Source organism: Microcoleus sp. Pol12B5, from assembly GCF_036701335.1.
GTDB lineage: Bacteria > Cyanobacteriota > Cyanobacteriia > Cyanobacteriales > Microcoleaceae > Microcoleus.
The window spans coordinates 19,831-38,795 of the sequence record NZ_JAUBQQ010000045.1 but is presented as its reverse complement, the minus strand read 5'-3'; the positions used below and the strand labels follow the sequence as shown (position 1 = coordinate 38,795).

Sequence of the window (18,965 nt, the reverse complement as noted above, 5' to 3'; positions counted from 1 at the left end):
ATTAAGCCGATCGCACTTTTATCACTCCCCTATCAAAAACCTGTTTGTCAGTACCGATAGAACTGACAAACATCCGGTCTTCATAGACATCAAACGTCGCAAAACTCAGGCGGCTAGCAGAATACTCCGTCCACTCAGAACGCCGCACCGCACGAGTTCCCGCGCCGGCACCGCAAATTAAATAAGTCGTACCGTTAATCGAGCGAGTGCGTTCGTAACTGTGCTCGTGTCCGTTGATATAAAGCTGCACGCCGTGCTTTTGAAACAAAGGCGTCAAAGTCTTAATAAAAGATTGATTTAATCCGTACAGGCCAGAGGAATAAATCTGGTGGTGACCGAACACAACTTTCCAAGGTGCGGTGCTCTGACTCAACTCTTTTTCCAGCCAAACAAGCTGATTTTTCCAATCCGCATTGTGATTGGTATCTAAAGCAAAAAACTGTACGGGATCGCGCCGAAAAGTATAGTAGCGACCTTGCATATTAAAACCCGCATATTTAACTTGCGGATCGCCGTTAGCAGTGCGGATGTCGTGATTTCCCAGACAAGCATAAAATTTTACATCTTGCTGTAATAATGGCTGATAAGGCCGCTCGAAAACAGCATTAATTTTTTCAATTTCGCCGTTATTGTAGATATTGTCGCCGGCGAGAACAGCAACATTAAAAGGGTTTTCCCGGTGATATTGCGCCATCGCCTCAGCCACAGCATACTGACCTTCTGCGCCGGTACCGGTGTCGGCTACCGAAATAAAGCGTAAAATAGGCGGTGAGGCCGGCAAAGGGACGATCGCCCTTTCTGCCTCAACGTTAGAAGGCAAAGCAGCGTTGGCGTCTGTATCCCAGGCAGTCCGAAGCTGAAACATTTTCCAGACTCCGGCAAAACCTAAGCTGCTGAGACTGCCTAAAATTAGAAAGTGACGGCGTTTGATTCTCATTTTGATTCGGTTACAACTAATAAAATGATAAATTAAGGTTGAGATGGCTCAACTAAAATTTATCGCGTTTAGATATATTTGCAACGCCCCAAGGCAGAGAAAATGTCAGAAGAACAGCTAAACCAGTCAACTCCAGAACCCTCTCAATCTCCGACACCGGAGGTTGATTCGGCCGCCAAGTCTGCCCCCACTGGCAGCAAAACTCAAAATGCCAGCAGCGCGGTTCCCAAAAATCAGAGAATCAAAACTTTGATTGCATCGATCGGGAATTTGGGAAAAAAAGGCAAAAAATTACCAGCCGAACCGCCGTTGCAGCAAGAAAAGCCGCTCGCACCCACCGCTTCAGACTCAGCAACAGCAACTCCTCCGGCTGTTGCTGTGGAAGTTAACAGCGTGCCACCAAAAGTTGCTGTAAAAGTTGAGCAAAAGCCTGTATCCCAACGCAAGGAAGGGAGTTTTTTAGAGAAAGTCGTTGTACTTTGGCAAAGTATTGTACGGCTAGTGCGATCGCTACTGCCACCATCTGCCAACGAGAAGCTGTCCGATCCAATTTTAAACGCCGCCATAGCAGCAACTCTTATCGTTGTAGTCGGTGTAACTTTCAACAGTTTCTCAGCAAAACCGCCGGAGAAAGTAGCAAAAGTGCCTTTGCCAGCAGCGCAGCAGTCGCCGCCAACGTTTGGTGATTTTATGGCATCGGGAACGCCAAAATCGCCAGAGGCGATCGTACCATCTGAGCCAATCTCTACTAAATTCAAAAGCAAGTTGCCCGATTTAGTGGCTCCAGAAAAACCCCAACCAGTAGAACTTATCCCACCGCCACCCCTGACGCCCGAACAGTCTCTGATTGCTGCGATTCAAAATCAAGTTACTGACATTAAAAATCGACTGGGCGGCGGTTTAGTTGAGTCTGTTCAAGCTAATTTTTCCAGCAGCATTTTGACAGTAAAAGTCGCTGAAGATTGGTACAAACTCAGCGAAGTTGAGCAAAATAAACTCGCAACAAAGATGTGGAAGGAGGCTAACTCGCTCGATTTCAGCAAGTTAGAAATTGCGAATATGCAAGGGAAGTTAATAGCTAGAAGTCCGGTTGTTGGTTCGGAAATGATTATTTTAGAGAGAGGAATTAATTAGAATTTAAAGAATCTGTATCTGTACACCATCTTACCAGCCTTAAAGTCCAGGACGCAGAACCTAATTATGTAGCGTGATCCCTGCGTACCTTATGGCTGTTAATTTTTTTGAGTAATCTCTAACTTTTAAAAGTACCGACAGAATGCTAGCATTAAATCATCTCATGTCAGCGGTCACGACCACAATTAAATAGGTTTGTAGTCAGGAATTCATTTCTCATAAAACTACTAACAATGAAGTTCCCACTAGAAACCTTATAACGCTTATTTACCCGACATTAAATTAATAACGTTTGAGGAAAATTGAAAAATGACAATTTTAACTCAAGTCGAACAACTAGAAATTGAATATCCCAGCAGCGACGGATAGCTAAAAGCGACATCACGCGCGATTACATGACTTACAGTGTTGAAGCTGTCAAGCTTTACTTTCAAGAACGTTCTGATGTTTACGTGTCAGCCAATTATTTCATTTATTATAAACAAGGGAATAACCAAGCGGTTGTTGCTCCCGATATTTATGTGGTGTTTGGAGTTGCCAACCGCAAAAGGGATAATTATAAAGTTTGGGAAGAAGGGGGAATTACTCCAGATTTTGTGTTAGAAATTACTTCCTAAACAACTCAGACTAAAGACCAAGAAACTAAACCGGAAATTTATCTGGATTTGGGAGTTAGGGAATTTTTTCAGTACGATCCGTCGGGAGATTACCTAAATCCGATTTTACAGGGAGTACTTCTAATAAACAATCAGTATGAGCCGATTGCTGCCAACAATATCGCTTGCGATACGTTGTGGTTGTTCAGTGAAGTGATGAGACTGGAATTGCATATAATTTCAGGAGAATTGAGGTTTAGAGTTCCTGAAACCGGTGAGTTTTTGAAGACTCACAAGGAAGAGAACCTGGGACGACTGGCAGCGGAGTCAACATTAAGATCGCTCGTAACTCAACTCTTAAATTCTGGAATGAGCCGGGAACAGGTAGCGCAAATGATGAATTTATCAACCGTGGAAGTGAGACGATTGGTAGGGGAAAATTTTTGTTCGATCGCACTTTTCCCAGATATCAAGAATAGTGCGATCGAAGTATTGGACAAAATGTCAACAGTCAACAGTCAACAGTCAACAATGAAGTCATGACTAGAGAGGCTTATTAGTAGGTTTAAAACCCTGCTTTTGGAAATAGGTTCGGAATACCTCTTGAGCAATTGGTGCCGCCGATACAGAACCAAATCCGCCGCCTTCAACAATAACTGCGATCGCAACTTCAGGTTTATCAGCAGGAGCAAAACCCACATACATAGAATTGTCAGGATGACCGGGCATTTCCACCGTTCCAGTTTTGCCCGCACTTAAAGGAATAGTACCATCATTCAAGCCGCGGCCTGTACCTTTTTTCACCACCTCAATCAATCCTTGTTTAATGACATTTAAAGTTGCCGGCTTAATACCTGTTGAAATTTTTTGAGTAACAGGCGTATTGGTTTGAGAAGCCAACAAATGTGGCTGCACTCGCCAACCACCGTTGGCAATAGTTGACACCATCACTGCCAATTCTAGGGGAGTACAAAGTACCAAACCTTGACCGATTGCCATTGTTACCGTATCGCCCACATACCAATCTTCCCCATACATTTTCTGTTTCTCTGCTGGTATCGGAACTTGACCATGATTGGCGCCATCTATCCCCAAAAGATCTAAATTAATAGTACCGCCAATGCCCATTTTTTTAGCCCATTTTGCCATTTCTTCTGGCCCAGCAGTCATACCTACTTGATAGAAAAACGTATTGCTGCTGTAGGCTAAAGCATCGCGGAAACCGATAACGCCGTAACCGGCGCCGTGTTCGTTAAAGGAAATTCCGCCGATGTTAATTGAAGCAGAACTTACCAAAGTCGAGTCAGGAGAAAACTTGCCCGACTCCATCCCAGCTACAGAAGTTACAATCTTAAAAGTGCTGCCGACTGGATAGCCTTGAACGGCCCGATTTAAAAATGGTTTGTCTGGCCCTTGCAACCGATCCCATTCTGTTTGAGTCACCTTGCGGGTGAAAATATTGGGGTCAAATGTCGGCCAACTAGCCATTGTTAAAAGAGCTCCGGTTTTAACGTCGATCGCCACAACGGCACCAAGGCGATCACCCAAAGCTTTTTCCGCAGTTTTCTGCATATCTAAATCTAAAGTTAGCTGCACCGGTTTGCCGGGGATAGGATCTTTTACACCTAAATCTTGGATTTCCTCGCCCTTAGCATTTACCTCGATTAAACGGTTTCCCCAAACGCCCTCTAAAGTTGAATTGGCTAATTTTTCAACTCCCATTTGACCGACGATCATTCCCATCGGGTATGCAGGATTAGCTTTTAATTGATCTAAACTAGCTTCGCCGACGTATCCCAAAAGGTGAGCTGCTAATTGCTGGTTGGGATTGTCTCGGCTCGATTCTACGCGAATTTCAACTCCCCGCAAAGCATTACTTTGTTCTCCCAAAGCGACGAATGTACCGACATCAATATCTTTACTAATTCGCACTGGGAGGGCTGATCTGTAGCCAACTGCATCGATTTTTTTGACAATTTCGGCTGCGGGAAGTTTGACGATCGGGCCCAGTGTAGCAGCGATCTCTTCCCACTCCTTAGCAGATCGCTCTTTTGGCCACACATAGACGGATCGAGATACGCGGCTGGCGGCAAAAATTTTGCCGTTGCGGTCTAAAATTTGACCGCGATTGGCTGCGACTGAAACAGGGCGAATGCGGTTATTTTCCGCCCGCTGTCGGTTGTAGGCTCCCTGTACCAGTTGCAGTTCGGCTAGACGAAATATGGGTAGCGTCACCAAGGTAGTGACGAGCAGCATAAAAATCATAACTTGGAGCGATCGGCTGCCTTGCCGTGCAGGGTTGTCCAAGGCTTTTTTGTCGAATCTGATTTTAGAGTTAAAAGAAAAATCGCCAGCCATATTAATTAATCTGCTCTTTTTATTCAACTAACAGGTTGATACGGTTGCCATCCGGATCATTTGCCAGAAAATGCAGCGATTGGAACTTCTCACTCTTTAGTGACAGACATAAATTCGCCCTGTTGGCAGACGAATCAGCCGGATTATTTGATTAAGGTAGATGTTAAATATCAGGTTTTTTTGACATTTCAACTGTTAAGGAGGTACGAGCGCTGTGGAACCGATCGATTTTTTGATTGCTTGGCTGGTGACAGGTAGCAGCTTGCTACTGATTTCTCAACTGCCGATCGGCGTAGAAATTGACAGCACACCGAAAGCAGTAATTTCGGCTGCGGTTTTGGGAATGTTGAATGTTTTAATTTTGCCAATTCTGAAAGCAGTTTTTTTCGTACCGAACCTACTGACGCTGGGATTGCTTTCCGGCGCCTTTGCTTTTGTAATTAACGTGATTGTTTTTGCCTCGGCTGCGAAGTTAGTTGAAGGATTTAGCTTGCGGATGGGCCTTTGGAGCGCGGTATTGGGGGCGATCGCCTTGGCTGTAGTTAGCAGCTTTATCAACGGCGCACTGATTTAGTAACTTCCCCTGATAAAGGGCGATAGAAATCGCCCGATATTTCCCACCCTTAGCAGGCGCGTTTCCTGTGCCTACAAGCCATTTTTACCGCCCAATATTTCTTCTTCCTTCTTCCTTCAATCCGTTACATCCGTTACATCCGTTAAACAATTCGTTGCCGAGCTTCCTTCAATCCGTTACATCCGTTACATCCGTTAAACAATCCGTTGCCGAACTTACTTCCTCATCAGCGACTTATAGGCTGTCACCTTAAGATCAATCCCAGTAATATCTGTCCCCACAACAACAGCCATCGCTCCTAAATCCAAGGCTTTTTTAGCCATTTCCGGCCCCGATATCCCGCCTTCGCAGATAACGGGAACCTTAAGCTTTTCTACCATTTCTGCAAGCAAATCAAATCCAGGCGGCGAAAAATTTTCCGTCTGGGCAGTGTAGCCAAAAAGAGTAGTTGCTACAGTATCTGCACCAGCTTCGGCTGCCGCGATCGCAGCTTCTATTGTATCTACATCCGCCATTACTAATTTGCCCAATTTACTGTGAATTTGCCCGATTAAAGTCTTTAAATCTTCGCCGCCAGCAGGACGGTTTCTCAGAGTAGCATCAACGGCGATAATATCGGCTCCAGAAGCCGCGATCGCCCGCGCGTCTTCAAATCGAGGAGTAATGTAAATCTCGCATCCCGGCAATTGCTGCTTCCAAATCCCAATTATGGGAGCGGATATCTGTTTTCGCACCGCTGCAATGTGAGCCGGAGTGTCAATCCGCACGCCCGACGCACCTCTATTGATGGCGGTTCGAGCCATTGCCGCAATTACGATCGGATCGTGCAGCGGGGAATCAGCAGGTGCTTGACAAGAAACAATTAATCCTGTAGGAATTTGACAATTAATCATGGGGAATTGCGGATGGGGAATTGGTAATTGGGAATTACAAATTATACCAGTTCAAAAAAATAATTTAACTGTAGACCATATCCCAACCTATATCAAATGAGTCAATCGATTTTAGATTTTAGATTTTAGAGGCGACCCCACGGATAAATGCGGGGGCTTGAGGATTTTTCTATTTTCTATTTTCTATTTTCTATTTTTGATTGATTCCAGGCATAAATCACGTGGCGGGTATCATCAAAAAATTCGTGGTCAATCCCCAATCTAAAATCTAAAATATAAAATATAAAATTGTACTACCCATTACCAATCCCGGCCATTAAAGAAATAATTTTGTCCAGCAATTGCTCAGGGTGAATCGGTTTAGCCAAACAATCGTTAGCTCCCGCCGTCACGAAAGATATCTGATCTAGCGGAATTTCATGAGCGCTTAAAGCTAGAATTTTGATATTTTCAGTAGCTAGTCTTTGGCGCAGTTGGTGAATTATTTCGCAGCCATTCATACCCGGCAAACGCATATCGACAATCACAGCATTGGGCTGCAAAAGTTCAATTTGTTCCACCGCCGCCGAACCTTCAATCATCCACACCACTTGCAGCCCTGCTGCTGTCAGGATATCGCAAATCAGCATGGCAGTTTCTTCATCTTCTTCGACGAGCACGAGACTGCCCCGCAAGGAGGAAGAATGCAGCGGTAAAGATGAATTGGATTTTTCATATGTGAATTTTGTGGATTCATCTTTGGTTAGAGTTTGGATGGGTATAAAAACGGTAAAAGTAGAGCCGACATCAACTGTAGAGTTGACTTCGATCGCACCGCCGTGAAGCTCTACTAACTGTTTAGTTAAAGCCAATCCCAGACCGGTGCCGCCGTATTCGCGGCGGTAGGGGGAATCCAACTGCTGGAATTTTTGAAACAACAGCGATCGCTGATTTTCGGGAATTCCAATGCCAGTATCTTTGATTTGAAAAACAGCGGTACTGCCAGCAGGTGCAGTACCGGCCTGCCGAAATGCCGGCGTTCGATTTTGATCTTCTGTCACCCAAACTCGCAGGATGACTCGCCCGCCTTTGGGAGTAAACTTAATCGCATTTCCTATAAGATTGAAGAGAATTTGTCTCAAGCGGCGCGGGTCAGCGATGAAGCGATCGCACTCTTGTTTTATTCGCTGTTCTTGCAGCAGTTCCACCCCTTTAGTCGCAGCTTTTTCTTTGAGGGCGTGCAGGCTCTGAGAAGCTAATTTAGAAAGTGAAAATTCACTAATTTTTAATATTGCTTTTCCCGCTTCTACTTGCGATAAATCTAAAATATCGTTAATTAATTCTAATAAATGGTCGCCGCTGTCTCGGATAGTTTGCAGGTACTGCCGCTGCTTTTGTATCGGCACTTCTTTGCTGCCAACTTTGCCGTAAGACCACCGCAGCAGCGTGTCGGAAATACCGATGACGCAAGTGAGAGGAGTCCGCAATTCGTGGCTCATAGCTGCCAAAAATTCGCTCTTGGCGAGGCTGGCAGACTGGGCGGCAACCAGTGCATCGCGCAGTTCTCGCGTGCGCTCTATTACGCGCTGTTCTGAGGTGCGCTTTTGCTGCTGGACTTGTGCATAAAGTTCGGCTTGGTAAATGGCGATCGCCAAATGTTCTGCTATTTGTCGCAAAAAAGTTTTTTTGCTTTCTTCCCACTCCCGAAAAGTACACTGGTGGGCAATTAGCAGCCCCCACAAGTCATCTTGAACTACGATCGGCACTAGCAACTTTGCCCGCACCTTGGCCCGCCGCATCAACTCTAAAAAACAAGGCTGCGAAGAGTAAGTTGTTTCCACATCCGCGACGCACAAAGCCAAACCTTTGCGATATTTCTCTCGATCAATGACTCCATTAGTAAAACACTGCGCGCCATCACTAAAATTCAGTACAGACGAGATAGCATCGTTGGCTAAAGCTTCGTAGGTAACGCGACCTAAATACAAGTAAGACCCGGAATTTTCTGGGATTTCGCTAGACCCAGAAACCGCCGTAGGTCTTTCTTTCGCTAACTCGATCTTGTGGGGTGCTGGCACTTTTTCAAATTGATAAATTAACAGGCGATCAACCTCCAAAAACTCTCGCACTTGCTCGACTGCTTTTGACAAAATTACAGGCAATTCCAAACTCTGGCGGATTTGAGTTGTGACCTGATTCAAAAGTCGCTCTTGTTCGAGCTGCTGCTGCAAAGCATCTTCTACTGGCTGACAAAATGAAATACAGGGACTGGCAATTTGTAATTGATTGACGGCTTCAGCAATCTGGCTTTGTAGCGTTTGTGGATCTATAACTTTGGGCGCGGATTTTCCCTCTATTTCTCTTTGGCTGTGTAGGCGCGAGCGATTATTTGGGCTGGCATTGGCAGCGAGAATATCCAGCAAATTTAGGGTGAATTCACTTTGAAGAACGGCCGAGTTAGTCTGTATATTTTTAATTGCTTGTTTGAGGGCGCGAATGTCAATTTGCCACGAGGGTGCGGGCGTTATTTCTGCGAGTTTGTCTGCGAGGGGAGACAGGAAATCGGCGATCGCCCCGGGGTCGAAAGTCAACTGCACATTCAATTGCGAATGGAAATTTTTTTCGCTGTGGTTGTGTCCGTTTGTTGCGAACTCATCTAATAGATTCCCCCGCAGCAGTGCGCTAAAATGCTCTGATACCACTGCTGCAAACCTTTCCGACGAATTTTCCCGATTGTGAGAATCCGCGATCATCGCATCGTCGGTCAGCCAAATCGCCCCTGGGAGTTCAGCCATTTGCTGTAACAACTGGTAAGCAGCCTCAAAGGTTGCTAGGGGCAAAGTCCGATGTAAGGTTTTTGGTTTCACTCTAGTAATTTTGGATTTTGGATTTGGGGTTTTAGATTGCAGTGAACGAGTTCGTTTACCAGTTCTTTGAATAACAGCTTAACCGCTTTGGCCGCCACGCGCGATCGCACCAACCGCACCGGCCGGCCGCTGAGTTTTTCTTCATCCATAATCTTGCCGAGCCGATCGCCAATGTCGTTAACCATGCGAGCGCGCTTCACCTCGACTCTGGTAAAAATCCACTGCCAAAGAGCTTTGCGACACAAGTCAGAGCCGCCGACAACTTTAGATTTTTGCAAGTCGCCGCTAGATTCTTGCGACGGCGCGTATCCCAAAGCTTTGCAGAATCGGCGAAGCGATAAATGCCGCTTGGTCGGTTTGCCCGATCGCCTGCCCTTGCGAATTTTGATATCGGGTTTGCCGTCGGCCGCGAGGTAATTTTCAAACGGGTAAATTTGGCTAAGTAGCAAAGCTTCAACGCGGCGGCCAAATCCAAACCGGGCAAATACTTTGCGGTACGGTAAAAACTGCGGCTCGCCCACAAGTTTGGAAAGTTCAAATTCTAAAAACATCTCCTCCCGCTGCAAGTCGCAAATTCTAGCGGCGTGTTTCCTCAAATCGTCAGTTATCCCCAATCCGATCGACCGTTCCAGTAGCAGATCGTATTTTACCGACTGCCGCTCGCCGCACAGCCAGCCCCAAAGCAGCGGCACTTTCTCGCCAAACCGGAGCGATTTTATAAAAGCAGCTTCTGGGAATTGCCAAGCCAAATCTTGCCGCGCCCGATTAATGATGGGGCTTTGTACCCGGTTGAGGTGCGCGAGCCGCAGCACCAAGCGGCGAATTTGTACGATCGTGCGATCGCGCGACTGCACAAATCGTCGGGGGGTGTCGATGTAGTCCCAGCCGTAAATTGCCAGCGCCAGCGCGTCGGCGTCGTCGTCTTTGTCTGGCAAGCCCAGGTGATGCTCGCGAAAGCTGCGGAGTTCTTTGTGACCAACGAGGCGGACTTCTACACCAGCCCGTGCAAGCTGAGTTCCCCAGAGTTGGGAGTAGTTTACCCCGGTCGGTTCCATCACTGCGATCGTGTTTTGCCTGTCGGATTCCGATCCAATTAGTACAAGTAACTCATTTATCCCGTGCGCTGTAGCAGCGAATTTGTGGAAATTGTAGCGGTAATAAAATTCGCGCGGTTCGTCAATTTTTTCTGATATTAAGCAGCACGAAACTGAGGCCTTGCTAATATCCAAGCCAATAATTTGAGTCATTCCATTTTTAAGGGTGAGGTTTCCAAATCTCGCAGCAGCAGCTTATGAATCACCCAAAGGCCACAATGAGCCTAATTCACTCTTAAAGCTTCAAAGTGCGCGAGACAAACAATTAATTAGGCAGCGACCGAGCTTATGAAACCAAAAAAGCCATTACAGCTTGATTCAATCTGAAAGCCCTAAATCGCGCCTTTTTTAATTGGCGGTTTGGGTTGGAATCAATCCGCGACTCCCCATTAATAAGGGGGAGTTTCGGCCGCTGATTCCATAAGCGGCGCTCGTCGGGCGGGTTATTCTTGAGTTAGACGATTGTATTCAGATTCGGCGGCTTTGTATTTAGCAGAGCCGCCCTTATTTACTCCCCACAATTCGAGGATTGTTCTGGCTTTGCCGTACCCGCGCGCTTTAAGTTGCAAAATGCGTTCTAAAAGTTCACAGTCCTCCTTTGTTAATGTGTTTTGCTCAGAACGTTCTGCAATTTCCGGTTCGTCACAAGTCAGTGCCATCAAACGTTCTAGCCGTTCTACGTCGTCGGAACGTTCCGGCGCGCTGTTCAAAATTCGTTCCGCTTCGTTCTGCCGTTCTTGCTGGGAAATATACGCACTTGTGCTGATTTCATCTATTACGTCAGCAGTAATTGCGCGCGTCTTGATTGTTTCGATTTCTCCTTCTGCTGACAGTTTGCGGGCGATGTTTCCCGCTTGTACCGCGCAAGCAATGGCAGTACAGAGGCTCAAGCCTTGCATTGATTTGTGCCAGCCGATTCGCTTATCAAGTGCGATTAAAGGACTTAACCAAAGGGCTAATGCCGTGCCGGATAAGGCAAACAGTTTTAAGTGCATAAAAACACCCCCAGACCGATTAACAGCATCGCTAAACCACCAATTAGCAAAGCTTGAAAATCAGCCACCGAGATTTTAAGCAAATTGCTTATAGAGTAGTCAAGCAACCAACTTAATCCCCAAACAACTGCAATTGTGGCAAGCAAGCACACAACGGCTCGGAGTGCGTTTGGGTGCAAAGACGCTAACCAGCCAAGGAAGCTAGCAGCGATGCACCCGGCTAAAAAGTAGTTGCCAAGTTGCATCGCTCTCATTAGTTCGCCCCCGTTAGTTTGGCTGTAATTGCATCAATGCGGGCGCGAGCGTCGCCGTCGGCTTTGTCTATGCCAAGCCCCAGACGCGCGTAACCCGGCCGCAGTCCGTGCAGTTTTTTGGCTAACCCGGCATTGGCGCGCACCTTGCTAAGTTCGTTTTCGGCGACGACTCCCTCGTATTTCCGGTGCTCTTTGTGTACGGTTTTGTCGGCAACTTCAATTTTGCTCAGCGCTTTGTAACTCCGCTTTGTGTGCCGAGCGTCCTCAGTTTTCTGTTTTGCCAACTCTTTTAGTTTGTCGGCTTCTTCACGGTCAAAGTAGCGCGGTGCCGGTACGACCGGAACCGATCGAATTGAGTCAAAATTACCGGGATTAGTCGGCGAGATGGCGGCCGCGTCGGTCGCTGCCAGCACTTTTGATTTGTCAATGGCGTGGTTGCCACCGCTGCCGGTCATTTTTCCAGCATCGGATTGACCGCCACCAAAAAGTCGTAACTGTAAGCTCATAATTTTTGTTCTCCCTTGTTTAAAATTTGGTGAATTTCGCTTTTTAGTGCGATCGTTTCTTTCAAGCTTTGAATGATTTGAGCCGTCTGGTCTAGTGCGCCGTACTGCATGATGATTTGGGTAATTCGTTCTTGAGAGATTTCTGAATCTCGCAGAAAATCGTGCACGATGTGGCGGTAGGCTAAGTTCCCGGCAACTGTCCAACCGTTCGCTTGCAGCCATCCAATATCAAACGATTCATTGAGTGGATTGAATTGAGTCATTTTGCTCCGATTTTGATATTGATTTGTACGGGAGGAAGTTGAAAAAGTTTTGAAGGGCTGATGTGCTGAAGTAGAGGACGTGCCAGCACAAACAGTCCCGCTGATGCGAGCGTAAGGGCGATTAACTGGGGAAAGTCAACCCAGCGAAAAAAGTTAACGGGCGTAGGTTGCCTGACAAAATCGCTCTGAATATTACTGTTGCTGATTGGTTGTGCAGGGGTGTCATGCTCTGGAAGCTTGACCCCGTAGGAATTTAACAGCGTTTCCCAGGTAGCGGTTTTACTGAGTTTGCCGTAGCGCTTGGCGTATTCTTTTGTAAATCCGAGGTTGAGCGCTGTTGCTTTTAGGCGGTCGATCCGCCGTTGGCTTGTGGTTTGAGGTGTACTCATGTGTTATGAAGGTATGAGAGTTAAACGCGGTGTTAAACCTCGTGGATAGCGGCTAAATGTGGTTTAGTCGCTATCTTTGCGATCGGGTGTTTTGGCAATGACTGCGGGCAACAGCGCATCGCGTTCAGACTCGCAGTATCCAAGATGGGCATCAAGGACGCCAACCAATTCATCAAGCTCGCGGACGTTCCCTTTACACTTGGCGATTAAGTCAGCGACCAGGCAGTCGAGCGCGATAATTTCTGCGATGGTTTCCGGTCTGGCTGCGGGATACTTTGGGGTCTGCGTTAAAGCTTCATTGCTCATAATTAGGTGATAGTTACGACGAATCGGACTCAGAGCCCGAACCAATTAGATCGGGCGCGATGACTTTTTGATAGCTTTTTGATAGCTTTTTGATAGCAAACCGGGGGGCGGGCTTAGCTTTGGCGAAGGCTTCAGCCCGATCGCAAATCTCGACTTTTTCCGGCGATAGTTCGTCGGGTTTGCCCTCGGTTTCCTCTGTGTCAAGCGGTTCGCCCTCTGTTGGAACGGAGACGCTGCTGATAATGCGCTCTAAATATTGGGAAACTGTAAGCCCCGCCTCGACTGCCTTCTTTTGCAGCATCTCGAAAGCTTTGCCACCGATTTTTACCTGCTTGGCTCGTTCCTCCGGCTCTTTGTCGTCGATCGCCTCGGTAATTGCTGCCGCTGTTATGCGGTCGGGCGGTTGGCTGTTTATCACTGTCTGCCATTTGTTTTCTAGCTCGCGAGCTCCCGTTTCGTCTGGCTTGGTGAACTTCACCAAAGGCAGGGCTTGCGATACCGATGTGGGTAGGATTTTAAATCCTGCTTTTATCAATTCGATCGTGGTTTGTGCCGCTTCAATGATGCGCTTACAGTAAATGGGCGAGCGTCCGAGGGCGAGCTTACAGTATTCGGCAAAGTCCTTGAATTGCCGTTTATAGAGACGGTAGCGACGTATGACGGCAAGCATCACGCCTTGGCGCACGTAGTCAACAAACGAGAGTTTAATCTCACGAGTTAAATCGGCTAAATCATTGTAGGGAATCGAGTCAAGGGTTTCTTCCTGAAAATCCAGGAGTGGCTGAAATTCAGAGTATGAGTTTAAAGTGAGTTCCATTTATCAGAAGTAGGGAGAAAGGAAGTGATTGCTCGGTAACTGAGAATCACTTCAGGGTTGATGGTTAAATAACGTCGTCGGGGTATCTCGGTTCAGGCGGCACAATTTCCACCTCAGACAAGGAGGCGTCTTGTAGCAAAAATCTCTTGTCAAATGTGAGTCGGTGAGCTATCGGGTCAATGCCCAACCTTTCTAAAAAGAGCTTCAAACTTTCATAGTGTGCGGTTGCTTGTTCAATGTCTTTAATGAGAGTCTTTAGGGTGTAAGCTTGCTGCTGAATTTGACGCTCTAAGCTTTCGGAATCTTCGGCTAAACGGTTTTGAGCATCTAGCTCGGCTAATAGGTTATCGAGCTGCTGCTTCAGCATTTCATAAGCATCTGAAAGGCTGTCGGTTTCGCTGCTAACTTCTAGTTTTCCGTCTTTTTCGAGTCGTTCCCATTTGTCTTTTTTGTAAACGGGAATGGAAATTTTTAGATAAGTCATTGTTGTAATTTTTGGTAGGGAGGAAGCGATCGCCCTAACGTCTCTCATCAAGACGATCGCAGAAACGAGATATGGGAGATAAGTTCTTCATGTTCAATGCTCTATGCAAGCAGTCGCTTCTAGTACATAGCATCACCTCCCGGAGGAGCTCGCCCACTCACAAGTGTTGCGTTGCGGGCAAACTTTTTAATGCGGTTTGCCCGATCGCTCGAACCGACACTCATCGGCGGAAATTTGGGCGGTTTGGGCCCCGGCAGTCGGGCGTAATTCCCTGTGTCGGGCGGTTCGTCGCTGTCGATTTGTCGCTTCGCGCGATCGCACCAAGCGTCAAATGTGGGAATGGAAAAAGTGCTGGAACATTCGATCGTCGGTTTGCAATTAAGCACTTCGGGCTCATACCAGTCATCGGGACACGGGGCCCACTCACAGAAGGAGTCGAGGGAAATTTCTAGCGGTTCGGGGTGCTCTGCGTCCCAAAGTGCGATCGCCTCACGGAACGCATCGAGGGAGGCAAAATCATCCGGGTCTGGCGGTTCGTTATCGGTTTCTAACCGTTCCAGCAAGTTTAATTGCCCATCGAGGTCTGCCTTGTAGTGAATCTCGCCGAAGTAGGGCGGGTAGGTTGCAAGGAATTTAGGAGAGAAGGTCACGGGGGAAGCACAAAAGTCGATCGCACTTTGGCTCACTTTTGGCTCAATCCGTCCCTTGCCATCGCCACGGTTTGGCGGTTGTTCGTCGTTGAATGTGGCCGCTAGTTCATCTGTCGTCGGCAACCAACCCTCCGGCCAGTCGGGATAGTCGGGTTCTCCGAAAGTCTTCATATCAACGGCTTCCTGCATCACAGGCTCAATAACCCGGAAGCGCTTGGAGCCAATAAAGACAAACCGATCGGTAGTTTCGACTTTAACACCGGGGGAAGTTTCGGCCGCTAATTCATCTGACCGATCGAGTAAAGCTCGCCCTTTATTTCCTTCACTATTCCTTGCCAGCGCCAATACTCGATCGCCCGTTTGACTTCCCAGTGATGCAGCTTCATTGCTGCTGCTATCTCCATCTGATTCGGCGGCCGGAGTGAGTGAGTGATGAAAATCAGCACTTGCAGGTCTAGATTCGACATCGCCGATAGTTTCAATTGCGGTTTGTGCGATCGGCTTAACGGACGCCTTGGGATAAACGATGCAGCCAAACTTGGACTCGATCGGCTCCTGGCGTTGAATTTCGATCGCCTCCTGAACCGATTCGACTTCCACCACTGGGGAAACTTCTAGCAGTTGCAGCAGCGGGGGATTTTTGCCGATAAGAGCATCAATCCAGTTTTGGCGGCACCGTCTGTCGCCGTCGGGGGACACGTTGAGTTCCCAGCCGATTTCCTTCAATTCCTTTAAATTCTTCTGTTGCAGGTTTTCCAGGGTGTACATAGGTTAGGAGAAAGGGCGGGTCTGCACTCCCGCCCGAATCGTTTGGGGTATGCTGTGCAGTCTTGTCACATACGTGACTTTGGTTTATCATAAAGTAACATATGTGAAACTGTCAACATCCCATATGTGACTTTGGTAATCTTTAAGGAAGTTGTTATGAATCATCAAGAACATGGTCAAAGTCAAGAAGGCGCAACAGTTGGAGTACGGGGAATTGAAGACGAACAAGATGTTTACGCTCACGCCGACGGGGGCCAGACTCTTTCGGGAGTTGGCGCACGGTTTGGGAGTAAGTCCCTCACACTTGATCGAGAAGTTAGCTCGGCGGGAGTTGGAGATTTCAACCCCTTTGGGGGAGTTATTGACCAGCTAATCGACGATGCTAAAAAGCAGTTGGTCAAGTCTCAGGAGTGCATCGTCTGGTACAGAGAGGAAGTCAAAGAGTATCAGCAGAAGCTCGACAACTTAGTAAAGCTCAAAGAGTTACAGGAAGAACAGCAGCGGCAAATGCGGCAACAGCAATTGCAGCAACAGCAAGTAGAATCATCCAACAACGGCGGGGAAACCCTCGCAGAATAATCGCAACAGAAACCAGCATCCCTTGTGGAGTGCTGGTTTTGCGTTAGTAATTAGATATTAGTCATCAGTAAAAGGCGATCGCACTTATGAACAAAGCAGAGCTCATCGAACTAGCCGCCACCAAAGCAGACACCACCCAGAAAGTAGCCAATGCACTGTTAAACGCTCTGATAGATTCCATCACTCAGGCAGTCGCCGACGGTGAGAAAGTAACGCTGGTAGGTTTCGGCTCTTGGGAAGCGAGGGAGCGGAAAGCTCGGGACGGTCGCAACCCTAAGACCGGGGAAGAAATGAAAATTCCCGCTACCACGGTGCCGGCTTTTTCACCGGGCAAGCAGTTTAAGGATGCTGTCAGCGGTAAGACGGCGTAAGACAATTTGCCGATCGGTCGTGAAGGGCGATCGGCTACCACTAGACAAACACTAGACAATGAATAGACATGGAAGATTTAAATGTAGAGGAATGTACACGCGAGTTAGAAAGCCTTAAAAACTTACAAATTTGTTTGAACGGATTTGAGGCGAACGCCCTTATCCTGGCAGTGCAAGTAATGCGAGCTTCTAGTTTGAATCGCGAGGAGTTAGCTGCGGTTATGAATTGTGCAGAAATTGCAGCGCTCAAACTCCAAAAGTTATTCGTGTCGAGCCCCCTCACTTTTTCGGCTATTGAGCGTGGCTGGCAATTGAGCGATCGGGTAAAAAATTCCCCCCCTGAAGATTTCCCCCCTGAAGCTTTTCTCGATTAAGACTAGACATCCAACTTGGAGAAATCAATGTTAACCAAAGAAGAAGCCGTGGCTCTACTGGGAGGCTCTAGGCAGGAACTCCCCGACTCTCCCCAGACCCCCGATGAAATATTGGAGGCAATGAAGGCAGCAGCAAACAATTACTACCGCGAGGCGATCGCCACCAACTGCCACACGTTTATCGAGTTCACCGGCCTAATGAACGAGTACATCAAAATTTGCGAGAGGAATCTCAAGCAGCGGGGAGTCGATTTTACCAAGACCAGCGTTCACTGTCCCGGTGAACCGAGACTGCAAATAGAGGACTGGGAACTCGACTACATAAACACCAAGCTCCGCTGCATCTTTCCAAATTTGAAGCTCATTGAAGTAGAGAAGACCAATGGTTAGCGCTCAACTTTCACTCTTTGACACAACAGCTTCCGAAACGGGAAGTTTTTACAAACCTGGCGATTGGGTGAAAATAAAGAAAATACCGGCGATCGCAAAACACGTCAGGTGCGGCCACCTTTACAAAATCCACGCTGTCGATCCGACAGACGGGCGGCTGCAATTCTGGAATCCTTTCTCGGCTCAGTGGGATTTCCTTCTTCCTGCTGAAGTCAAACTTGCGATCGCCCCCACCGATAAAATTGATTCGATAACACCCGTAGAGGTTGTTGTTATCGAATCAAATCTGCCACACTGTGAAACCGATACAATCACTGGCGTTGATGCTGTTATCGAATCAAATCCCCCGCTCGAAAATGATTCGATAACAGATCCCATCTCCATTTACAAACCCGGTGGAACGGCTCGCAGCGGGGAATATTACCGGCTGTCTTACAGGGCTGACGGGCGCGTAAGACATCAGCACATTCGCGGGGGTAACACCGATTCGCCGATCGCTCAGGCAAAAGTGCAAGAAGTGCGATCGCTCTTGGCGGCCGGAGTATCACCTAAAGAGGTCGCCGCTATGCTTAAAAATTAAAAACTAAAACCCTAATTTGAAAACTGCCTAAATCGAGAGGGTCAGAAAAGTCATTCCTTAAATAAACTCCGATATTATTTACCGATTCAACTATTCCGGCGAGAGTGAAGGGCCATAGAGCAAAGGTAAACATATTCACGCTAATGGGGACAACTAGGCAAGCATCGCCTAAGTTAGCTCCTGCAAAGCTAACAAAAATTTTATGTAATTCGCCAGCCGGTATTGACGGCGGATCGAGCGTGTAAGTTTGCGATCGACCGCGAAAGTACCGTGCATCCCCTTCGGTTTGTGTCAAGTATGCAGGGTGCGGATCTGCTGCACTTGTGTGTGCGGTAATTGCTGCTGTTACTTCGCTGTCGCGGGCGATCGCCGCTGGGATATCGGAATCGGTGAGAGCTACCGAGCTTTGCCTGTACCGAGCATCCCCCTCCGCTTGCAGCAAATATTGAGTATGTGGATCGGGCGTCGCCACGTGCGCGTTAATTGCGGCAGTAACTTCAGCGTCTCTCGCGATCGGCTGCGGTATTTGCGGTTCAGTAATTGGATTTTGTAGAGGCATTAAATAATCACTATCTCGGTAATATTTACAGTCGTTGGGTTATTCGTGCTTCTCATGACTACGGGCCCTTGCCATGGAGAACTAGGCGAATCTTCAAAATATCCACCGGGCAATAATTCGGCTGTAAAATTAGTCGCTGAAATAGTCGAGCCGTAAGCAACAAGCGCGTTTGCCGTTCCATCGTTGAAAATGGTTAGCCCGCGCCTATTACTCGCCACGCTCCGATCAGAAAGAATAGCGGTAGGTGA

The 18,965-nt window shown here is 47.5% G+C and carries 24 protein-coding genes; 9 read left to right on the top strand and 15 right to left on the bottom strand.

The features are described 5' to 3' along the window. Position 1: 1 nt before the first annotated feature. Positions 2-937 carry a metallophosphoesterase gene (locus tag QUA24_RS18335; RefSeq protein ID WP_333231085.1) on the bottom strand — a complete coding sequence of 312 codons (936 nt, stop codon included), beginning with the start codon at positions 935-937 and terminating at the stop codon, positions 2-4. 102 nt (positions 938-1,039) lie between these two features. On the opposite strand from QUA24_RS18335, the gene QUA24_RS18330 reads away from it, so the two are divergent. The 3 genes from QUA24_RS18330 (at position 1,040) to QUA24_RS18320 (ending at position 3,210) form a co-directional block, all read left to right on the top strand. Next, the gene (locus QUA24_RS18330) at positions 1,040-2,071 is read left to right on the top strand and encodes a hypothetical protein (protein WP_333231084.1); all 1,032 of its coding nucleotides are present in this window, start codon (positions 1,040-1,042) and stop codon (positions 2,069-2,071) included. A gap of 395 nt (positions 2,072-2,466) precedes the next feature. Continuing rightward, positions 2,467-2,688 carry a hypothetical protein gene (locus QUA24_RS18325; protein ID WP_333231082.1) on the top strand — a complete coding sequence of 74 codons (222 nt, stop codon included), beginning with the start codon at positions 2,467-2,469 and terminating at the stop codon, positions 2,686-2,688. 48 nt (positions 2,689-2,736) lie between these two features. Beyond that, entirely contained in the window at positions 2,737-3,210 is a 474-nt protein-coding gene (locus tag QUA24_RS18320; protein ID WP_333231080.1) for a hypothetical protein, read from the top strand. On the opposite strand, the gene mrdA is transcribed toward QUA24_RS18320, so the two are convergent. Further along, a complete protein-coding gene (mrdA, locus tag QUA24_RS18315; protein WP_333231079.1) occupies positions 3,211-5,025 on the bottom strand; it encodes a penicillin-binding protein 2 in 1,815 nt (604 codons plus the stop codon). It abuts the gene before it with no gap. 214 nt (positions 5,026-5,239) lie between these two features. Between mrdA and QUA24_RS18310 the strand changes: the two genes are divergently transcribed. Next, entirely contained in the window at positions 5,240-5,599 is a 360-nt protein-coding gene (locus QUA24_RS18310; protein ID WP_333231078.1) for a phage holin family protein, read from the top strand. Positions 5,600-5,814: 215 nt separating this feature from the next. Here the strand turns inward: QUA24_RS18310 and QUA24_RS18305 are convergent, their stop codons facing one another. The 12 genes from QUA24_RS18305 to QUA24_RS18250 form a co-directional block, all read right to left on the bottom strand. Then, a complete protein-coding gene (locus QUA24_RS18305; RefSeq protein WP_333231077.1) occupies positions 5,815-6,492 on the bottom strand; it encodes an N-acetylmannosamine-6-phosphate 2-epimerase in 678 nt (225 codons plus the stop codon). 293 nt (positions 6,493-6,785) lie between these two features. Then, a complete protein-coding gene (locus QUA24_RS18300) occupies positions 6,786-9,338 on the bottom strand; it encodes an ATP-binding protein (RefSeq protein WP_333231076.1) in 2,553 nt (850 codons plus the stop codon). Next, a complete protein-coding gene (locus QUA24_RS18295; protein WP_333231075.1) occupies positions 9,335-10,585 on the bottom strand; it encodes an IS110 family transposase in 1,251 nt (416 codons plus the stop codon). The genes QUA24_RS18300 and QUA24_RS18295 overlap by 4 nt, the downstream gene beginning before the upstream one ends. Before the next feature lie 290 nt (positions 10,586-10,875). Next, the gene (locus QUA24_RS18290) at positions 10,876-11,427 is read right to left on the bottom strand and encodes a hypothetical protein (protein ID WP_333231074.1); all 552 of its coding nucleotides are present in this window, start codon (positions 11,425-11,427) and stop codon (positions 10,876-10,878) included. Next, positions 11,418-11,681, bottom strand: coding sequence for a hypothetical protein (locus tag QUA24_RS18285; protein ID WP_333231073.1), 264 nt, complete (start codon positions 11,679-11,681; stop codon positions 11,418-11,420). Before QUA24_RS18285 ends, QUA24_RS18290 begins: the two co-directional genes overlap by 10 nt. After that, entirely contained in the window at positions 11,681-12,187 is a 507-nt protein-coding gene (locus QUA24_RS18280) for a hypothetical protein (RefSeq protein ID WP_333231072.1), read from the bottom strand. Before QUA24_RS18280 ends, QUA24_RS18285 begins: the two co-directional genes overlap by 1 nt. Beyond that, positions 12,184-12,450 carry a hypothetical protein gene (locus tag QUA24_RS18275; RefSeq protein ID WP_333231071.1) on the bottom strand — a complete coding sequence of 89 codons (267 nt, stop codon included), beginning with the start codon at positions 12,448-12,450 and terminating at the stop codon, positions 12,184-12,186. The genes QUA24_RS18280 and QUA24_RS18275 overlap by 4 nt, the downstream gene beginning before the upstream one ends. Then, positions 12,447-12,839 (bottom strand): hypothetical protein, encoded by a 393-nt coding sequence (locus QUA24_RS18270; RefSeq protein WP_333231070.1) that lies wholly within the window; start codon positions 12,837-12,839, stop codon positions 12,447-12,449. The genes QUA24_RS18275 and QUA24_RS18270 overlap by 4 nt, the downstream gene beginning before the upstream one ends. A 63-nt stretch (positions 12,840-12,902) precedes the next feature. Further along, the gene (locus QUA24_RS18265) at positions 12,903-13,145 is read right to left on the bottom strand and encodes a hypothetical protein (protein ID WP_333231069.1); all 243 of its coding nucleotides are present in this window, start codon (positions 13,143-13,145) and stop codon (positions 12,903-12,905) included. Positions 13,146-13,158: 13 nt separating this feature from the next. Next, entirely contained in the window at positions 13,159-13,962 is an 804-nt protein-coding gene (locus QUA24_RS18260; RefSeq protein ID WP_333231068.1) for a hypothetical protein, read from the bottom strand. Between the two features lie 64 nt (positions 13,963-14,026). Further along, complete coding sequence (locus QUA24_RS18255; protein ID WP_333231067.1) at positions 14,027-14,494, bottom strand: hypothetical protein; 468 nt, start codon at positions 14,492-14,494, stop codon at positions 14,027-14,029. Positions 14,495-14,565: 71 nt separating this feature from the next. Continuing rightward, positions 14,566-15,864 (bottom strand): hypothetical protein, encoded by a 1,299-nt coding sequence (locus tag QUA24_RS18250; RefSeq protein ID WP_333231066.1) that lies wholly within the window; start codon positions 15,862-15,864, stop codon positions 14,566-14,568. A gap of 156 nt (positions 15,865-16,020) precedes the next feature. Between QUA24_RS18250 and QUA24_RS18245 the strand changes: the two genes are divergently transcribed. The 5 genes from QUA24_RS18245 to QUA24_RS18225 all read left to right on the top strand — a co-directional run bounded on the left by QUA24_RS18245 (position 16,021) and on the right by QUA24_RS18225 (position 18,158). Beyond that, positions 16,021-16,443: a hypothetical protein gene (locus QUA24_RS18245; RefSeq protein ID WP_333231065.1), complete on the top strand. Its 423-nt coding sequence runs from the start codon at positions 16,021-16,023 to the stop codon at positions 16,441-16,443. Positions 16,444-16,529: 86 nt separating this feature from the next. Then, a complete protein-coding gene (locus QUA24_RS18240) occupies positions 16,530-16,814 on the top strand; it encodes an HU family DNA-binding protein (RefSeq protein ID WP_333231064.1) in 285 nt (94 codons plus the stop codon). Between the two features lie 68 nt (positions 16,815-16,882). Then, positions 16,883-17,188 carry a hypothetical protein gene (locus tag QUA24_RS18235; RefSeq protein WP_333231063.1) on the top strand — a complete coding sequence of 102 codons (306 nt, stop codon included), beginning with the start codon at positions 16,883-16,885 and terminating at the stop codon, positions 17,186-17,188. A gap of 27 nt (positions 17,189-17,215) precedes the next feature. Continuing rightward, the gene (locus QUA24_RS18230; RefSeq protein ID WP_333231062.1) at positions 17,216-17,578 is read left to right on the top strand and encodes a hypothetical protein; all 363 of its coding nucleotides are present in this window, start codon (positions 17,216-17,218) and stop codon (positions 17,576-17,578) included. Next, positions 17,571-18,158, top strand: a complete 588-nt coding sequence (locus QUA24_RS18225) for a hypothetical protein (RefSeq protein ID WP_333231061.1) — start codon at positions 17,571-17,573, stop codon at positions 18,156-18,158. Before QUA24_RS18230 ends, QUA24_RS18225 begins: the two co-directional genes overlap by 8 nt. Here QUA24_RS18225 and QUA24_RS18220 read toward each other — a convergent pair. Continuing rightward, the gene (locus QUA24_RS18220) at positions 18,148-18,717 is read right to left on the bottom strand and encodes a hypothetical protein (RefSeq protein ID WP_333231060.1); all 570 of its coding nucleotides are present in this window, start codon (positions 18,715-18,717) and stop codon (positions 18,148-18,150) included. The genes QUA24_RS18225 and QUA24_RS18220 overlap by 11 nt on opposite strands. Positions 18,718-18,965 lie beyond the last annotated feature (248 nt).